Origin of the sequence: Thermoflexus sp., from assembly GCF_025055495.1 — a bacterium.
GTDB lineage: Bacteria > Chloroflexota > Anaerolineae > Thermoflexales > Thermoflexaceae > Thermoflexus.
The window spans coordinates 1-5,430 of sequence record NZ_JANWXB010000245.1 but is presented as its reverse complement, the minus strand read 5'-3'; the positions used below and the strand labels follow the sequence as shown (position 1 = coordinate 5,430).

Sequence of the window (5,430 nt, the reverse complement as noted above, 5' to 3'; positions counted from 1 at the left end):
ATCCCGCGCGGTGTTTTTCGCGTCCAGGCCCGAGCGGATCTCCCGAGCGATGTTTTCCAGTTCCTCCCAAGGCATAAACGTTCTCCTTGTTTGGCGACTACCTGTCCCCTGTTCCGCAACAATCTTTGATCGCCTTCAGGGCCCGTCTCAGGAACAGGCGAGGGGGCACAGCGTGATTGTGCCCCCTCCCTCCAGCAGAACTCGGCTGGCATAAGGTGCCCTTTGGGCTATCCCAAAAAGCACGTCGAATTTACTGTCCACATTTGCCATCCTGGCAGTCTTTACCAACGCGTGCTATGAATTCGAAGCTGCTTGTGCGAACGATGGGCTCGCTCTGGGGATAAGGGGCTTCGTCGGCTCCCTCCATAAGGGCTTGCCATATCCCCGGGAATGGAATTCACTGCACGCGTTTGCCAGGGATTCGGTGCTTCCTCCTCTCCTCTCCTCACGCCGCTTCGCGGCGCAGAAAATGAATAACACCATGCGCAACTTCGGAGTCCTCCTGAGGATTTTGGGGCTGGGACGCCGCCTTCAGCGGCGTCCCAGCCCCAAGAGATATTTTCTCTCCCCTCCTCGACGCCCTTTGGGCCTCGGGGAGGGGAGAGAAAGGGGGAGGGGCTCTACCCGTTCCTTTTGAGAAGGCCTCTCCATCGGATTCACCGCTTCCGTTGCACATGGTATAAACTGCGTTGTGTTATAATTACCCATTGCGCAGCTTCAGGGAGGAGGTTCATCCAGGATGCCCAAGCGGACTTACCAGCCCAAGCGACGCAAGCGGTTGAAAGTGCACGGCTTCCTGGCCCGCATGCGCACCAAAGGCGGGCGGCGCGTGCTGAAGGCGCGACGGTTGAAGGGCCGCTGGCGGTTGACGCCGCGATATGAGGGCGCCAAACGGATCAACTGGAAGGGGAAGTATCGGGGTCCCTCTGGCCGTAAAGATTGAGGTTTTCCCGGGCTGTGGCTTCGCTGGTTCGATTGCGCCATCGAAAGGCGATTGAACGGGTTCTGCAAGAAGGGCGCTCCTGGTCCAATGCGCTTCTGAAATTGAAAGCGGCCCCAAACGATCTGGAGATCACCCGGGTGGCGGTGATCGCCGGGCGCCGCGCGATCGGCAAGGCCGTTCGGCGGAATCGAGCCAAGCGCCTGCTCCGGGAGGCCGCCCGTCTGCACCTCCATGAGATCCAGCCGGGCTGGGATCTGGTCCTCATCGCCCGGCCGGGCCTGATCGGGCGCAAACGACAGGATGCGGAAGCCGCGCTGCTGGAGGCGTTGGCCCGGTTGGGATTGTTGCGGGAGGGGGTGCCGTAACCCCTTTCGACGACTTCGGGCCGCATCCATCTCGGGTTTGGCGCGCGTCCCGTCGTTCCGGCTCTCTCTCCATTGCAAGCCTGGGATTGGGGGACGGCAGGGCGAGCAGCTTCGCTGCCCGCCCTGCCCCTCTAATGGCCTAACTCTCTCCTCACGCCGGCTTCGCCACGGGGGGGGAGGGGCAAGCCGTGAGTCCCTGGCAAGGATCGCGCCGATTGCAATCCGGCAGAGGGGGAGAGGAGGGGATTTCTGACCCGGATGGGCTGTGGAAGACCACTCGCTGGGATCTCTGTCCCGGGAAGGATTCGCATATTTAAGGAAGGGATTGCGATGGGGCTTTCGAAATGGAAGTGGGCACGTTTTCCCGCCTGGGTGGCTATGGGGCTCATCCGCCTGTATCAGCGGCTGATCTCTCCTCTGTTGCCTCCTACCTGTCGTTTCTACCCGAGCTGTTCTCAATACACCTACGAGGCGATCGCCCGTTACGGGTTGATCCGGGGCGGATGGCTGGGAGCCCGGCGCATCGCGCGTTGCCATCCCTTTCATCCCGGCGGGTATGATCCGGTGCCCTGAAGAGATTCAACCTGTTCGCCTGGGGCGTCAGAGATCTGTCAGGGCTCTCCAGGATTTTCTGAGGAGCTCCGCGGCCCGATCGGGTGATGCGATGGGGAGGCGTAGCCTTTCATCACCCCGCAAACTTCCAGAGGTCAAAATCATTATCCGGCAACGGAGGATGGATCGTTGAAACCCGCAGCGATATCGTGGAAAAATGCGGCATGGATGGGGATCCTGCTCGCGCTTCTGCTCGCTGGATGCAGCGGCGCAGGATCCAGCTGGCCCGGGATACAGGTGGCAGAGGATATCCTTTATGTGGCGGATCTGGCTCATGTGCTGGCGGTAGATGCTCGCTCCGGTCAGGAGCTGTGGCGTTTCCCTCCGAAAGATGGGAACGCGGGGGCCTGCCCAGGATCTTACCATGCGGCTCCTGCCGTGCTGGAGGGATGGGTGGTCATTGCCGCGGAGGACCCGGGGACTGGGGAAAGCCGTCTTTGTGGGCTGGAACGGGGGAATGGGATGCTTCGATGGGTGTATCCACCATCGGATCAACGCCCCCTGGGTCCGATTTTTGCTGGTCTGATCTCGGATGGAAGGCGGGTCTTCGTCGGGACCGGGGATGGATGGGTGCTCGCCCTGGAGGGAGCGAGCGGTCGGGTCCTCTGGCAAACCCGTCTCCCGGAAGCCGGGCGGGGCGCCGCCCGGATCTGGGCCACCCCGGTCCTCTCGGGAACCACGTTGATCGTGGGGACCATGGACCATCGCCTGCTGGCCCTGGATGTGGAGAGCGGCGCGTTGCGCTGGCCTGCTCCGTTTCAGACCCGCGGGGCGATCGCGGGTGCGTTGACGCTGGATGGGGATACGCTATATGTGGGAGCTTTTGATGATCATCTCTATGCAGTGGACCTGGCCACCGGCCAGGAGCGGTGGCGTTTCCGGGCAGGGCATTGGGTCTGGGATGGGCCGGCGGTGGCAGGGGACCGGCTGATTGTGGGCGATATGAGCGGACAGGTTCTCGCCCTGGATCGCCAGGGGCGGCCTCTCTGGCCCCGGCCGTTTCAGGCGAATGGGCCCGTTCGCGCCCGGCCCCTTGTCGTGGAGAACCGGGTCTACATCGCCGATGAGGCAGGATGGATCCACTTGGTGAATCTGGAGGATGGGGCGAAGATCAAATCGGTCAACCTGGCCCCAGGGCGTCTCCTCACCGCCCCCGTTGTGGTCGCTGATCGGATCGTGGTCGCGCCCACAGGGGGGCCGTTCCGCCTGGTGGCGTTCCATCCAGATCTGACAGAGGCCTGGAAGTTGGGGCGCTAAACCTGTCATATCCTGAAGCCCTGGGGGCGCTGGGGCCGCCAGAGGTAGCCTCGGCCACCTTCCATGGCCTGCGGCGCGAACCCCATAGAATCGCGTGGGATGTTCGATCCATCCGCTGGACAGGAGCCGAGAACCCTGAGATCGGTCCGATCGGGCGGGTTTTCTGGAGAGAGCCAACTGCGAATTCGGTAAGGAGGCCGGATGAATCCCATTACGCTGGTGACGAACCTGTTGTTCTTTCAACCGCTGGTGAACCTCCTCCTGGTGCTCTATGCCGTCCTGGGCCGGAATTTCGTGTTAGCGATCGTAGCCCTGACGGTGCTGATCCGGTTGCTGCTCTATCCCTTGATGGCCCAGCAGCAACGGGCAGCGAAGAAGATGCAGGAGCTGCAGCCCCGTCTCCAGGAGCTCCAGAAGAAATACGCCAAAGATCGGGAGAAGCTGGCTCAGGAACAAATGAAGCTTTATAAAGAGGCGGGGGTCAACCCTCTGGGGGGATGCCTTCCCCTTCTGATCCAGTTCCCTATCCTGATCGCTGTTTACCAGGCCATCATTCACGTCTTAGCCCTCAACCCCATCGCGGTTATTGATCTGGCCAAACTGCTCTATCGCTTCAATGGATTCCCAGCCCTGGCCACGTTGCTCCCGATCCAGAGCCAGTTCCTGTTCTGGGATCTGGGGCGGCCGGAACGGATTTTCATCCCGGTCGGAGGGATTCTGATTCCTCTGCCGATTATGACCCTGTTGGTGATCGTCACCACCTGGTGGTCTCAGAAGGTCATGACGCCTCCGAGCACGGATCCCCAGACCCGCATGACCACCCAGCTGATGAACCTGTATATGCCGCTCTTCTTCGGATGGATTAGCTACAACCTGGCGGTGGGATTGAGCATTTACTTTATCGTCACGAACCTGATCTCGGTGATTCAGTTCGCTCTGGTCACGTGGGATTGGAAGGGATTCCTGGCTCGTCGCTTCGCGCGAAGCGGAAGGACGCCGGCGGCTACCCCCTCCTCATCCTCCGGCTCCTCCTCTTCGGCGGAGCCCGCTCGACCGCGCCGGAAAGCGCGGGGGGCCCGGTGAACGGGGTCGGCTCATGTTCGGCCTGCATGCCGCTGGCGGGGCCCGGTGGCGGGCAGGGGCTTAGGGAGGTAGGATCCCTTCCTGCTACCGGGCGGTTCGTTCTCTGGCCTGCGCGAAGGCTGGACATGAGCCTGCGAGGTTTGGGGCGGGGCGGTCGGCCAAGGGCGGCCGATTCGCCTTCAAAACCCTTCTCCAGGGTGACGAGGCCTCCAGGACCTGTGATCATGGGAATCCTCCTGGCGAGGTGGATATGGAACTGGTGGTAAGCGGATCCACAATCGAAGCAGCGATCCAGGCGGGCCTGGCTCAGCTGGGCGTTCCCCGGGAGGCCGTGGAGATCGAGGTGCTGGATCCGGGCAGCCCGGGCTTTCTGGGCATCGGCGCTCGGGAAGCGCGGGTTCGCCTCGTGGTGCGGGAGCTTGTTGCGCCATCGGCTTCAGGCCTGGCGCCGGAGCAGATCGAGGAAGCGGTAGCGCAGGCCGTCAGCGGCCTGCTGACTTCCCTGGGGATCCAGGCCACCCTTTCCATCGCCCAGGAGACGGTCGAGGGGCCGGAGGAGCGGGGGAACTATTCCATCTGGACGGTGCGGATCGAGGGTCCCACCGCGGGCCGCCTGATCGGCCGTCATGGTCGCGCCCTATATGCCTTCCAGACCCTGGCGCGGGCGATCGTCGCCCGACGCCTGGGCACCTTCATCCCCCTGGTGGTGGATATCAACGGCTATCGGGCCAAACGGGCGGAGGCGCTGCGGCGCCTGGCCCTCAAGAAAGCGGAACAGGTGATGGCCACCGGCCGCCCGGTGGAGCTGGAGCCGATGCCGGCGGCCGAGCGACGGGTGATCCATATGACCTTGAAGGATCATCCGAAAGTGACGACTTACAGCATTGGCGAAGGGGAAGAACGGCGGGTGGTGATTGCGATGCGCTGGACCTCGGAGGGGGATTGAGGGCCCATCTGGTGGTGTTTCCTCGCTGTGTTGACCCGTTACGCCATGGGTAGCTTCCGAGCTCTCCTGGGGGTTTGGGGCGGGGGGGGGGGGGGGGGCGGGGGCCCCCCCCCCCCCCCCCAGGCCAGAGAGCCCCGCGGGCACCAACCCACACACCAACACCCCCCCCCCCACACCCCGGGGGGGGGAGCTTTTGTGGAGATGTGGTGTTTTTGGAGGGGGGG

5 protein-coding genes and 1 pseudogene are annotated in these 5,430 nt (G+C 63.1%); all 6 read left to right on the top strand.

All coding sequences use genetic code 11. The features are described from left to right. Window positions 1-739 precede the first annotated feature (739 nt). A pseudogene (rpmH, locus tag NZM16_RS08050) lies at window positions 740-871 on the top strand (50S ribosomal protein L34); the annotation flags it as partial. 86 nt (window positions 872-957) lie between these two features. Continuing rightward, the gene (rnpA, locus tag NZM16_RS08045) at window positions 958-1,308 is read left to right on the top strand and encodes a ribonuclease P protein component (protein WP_295479799.1); all 351 of its coding nucleotides are present in this window, start codon (window positions 958-960) and stop codon (window positions 1,306-1,308) included. A gap of 378 nt (window positions 1,309-1,686) precedes the next feature. Beyond that, window positions 1,687-1,881, top strand: coding sequence for a membrane protein insertion efficiency factor YidD (gene yidD, locus NZM16_RS08040; RefSeq protein ID WP_367185222.1), 195 nt, complete (start codon window positions 1,687-1,689; stop codon window positions 1,879-1,881). Between the two features lie 207 nt (window positions 1,882-2,088). After that, on the top strand, window positions 2,089-3,177 hold the full coding sequence (locus tag NZM16_RS08035) for a PQQ-binding-like beta-propeller repeat protein (protein ID WP_295479796.1): 1,089 nt from the start codon (window positions 2,089-2,091) through the stop codon (window positions 3,175-3,177). A 201-nt stretch (window positions 3,178-3,378) separates the two neighbouring features. Continuing rightward, window positions 3,379-4,260 carry a YidC/Oxa1 family membrane protein insertase gene (locus NZM16_RS08030; protein ID WP_295479794.1) on the top strand — a complete coding sequence of 294 codons (882 nt, stop codon included), beginning with the start codon at window positions 3,379-3,381 and terminating at the stop codon, window positions 4,258-4,260. A 250-nt stretch (window positions 4,261-4,510) separates the two neighbouring features. Continuing rightward, a complete protein-coding gene (gene jag, locus NZM16_RS08025) occupies window positions 4,511-5,206 on the top strand; it encodes an RNA-binding cell elongation regulator Jag/EloR (protein WP_295479792.1) in 696 nt (231 codons plus the stop codon). Window positions 5,207-5,430: the final 224 nt, after the last annotated feature.

Coding starts and splice junctions, on each gene's coding strand:
- yidD (WP_367185222.1), top strand. CDS start 1,687: ATGGGGCTCATCCGCCTGTATCAGCGGCTGATCTCTCCTCTGTTGCCT.
- NZM16_RS08035 (WP_295479796.1), top strand. CDS start 2,089: ATGGGGATCCTGCTCGCGCTTCTGCTCGCTGGATGCAGCGGCGCAGGA.
- NZM16_RS08030 (WP_295479794.1), top strand. CDS start 3,379: ATGAATCCCATTACGCTGGTGACGAACCTGTTGTTCTTTCAACCGCTG.
- jag (WP_295479792.1), top strand. CDS start 4,511: ATGGAACTGGTGGTAAGCGGATCCACAATCGAAGCAGCGATCCAGGCG.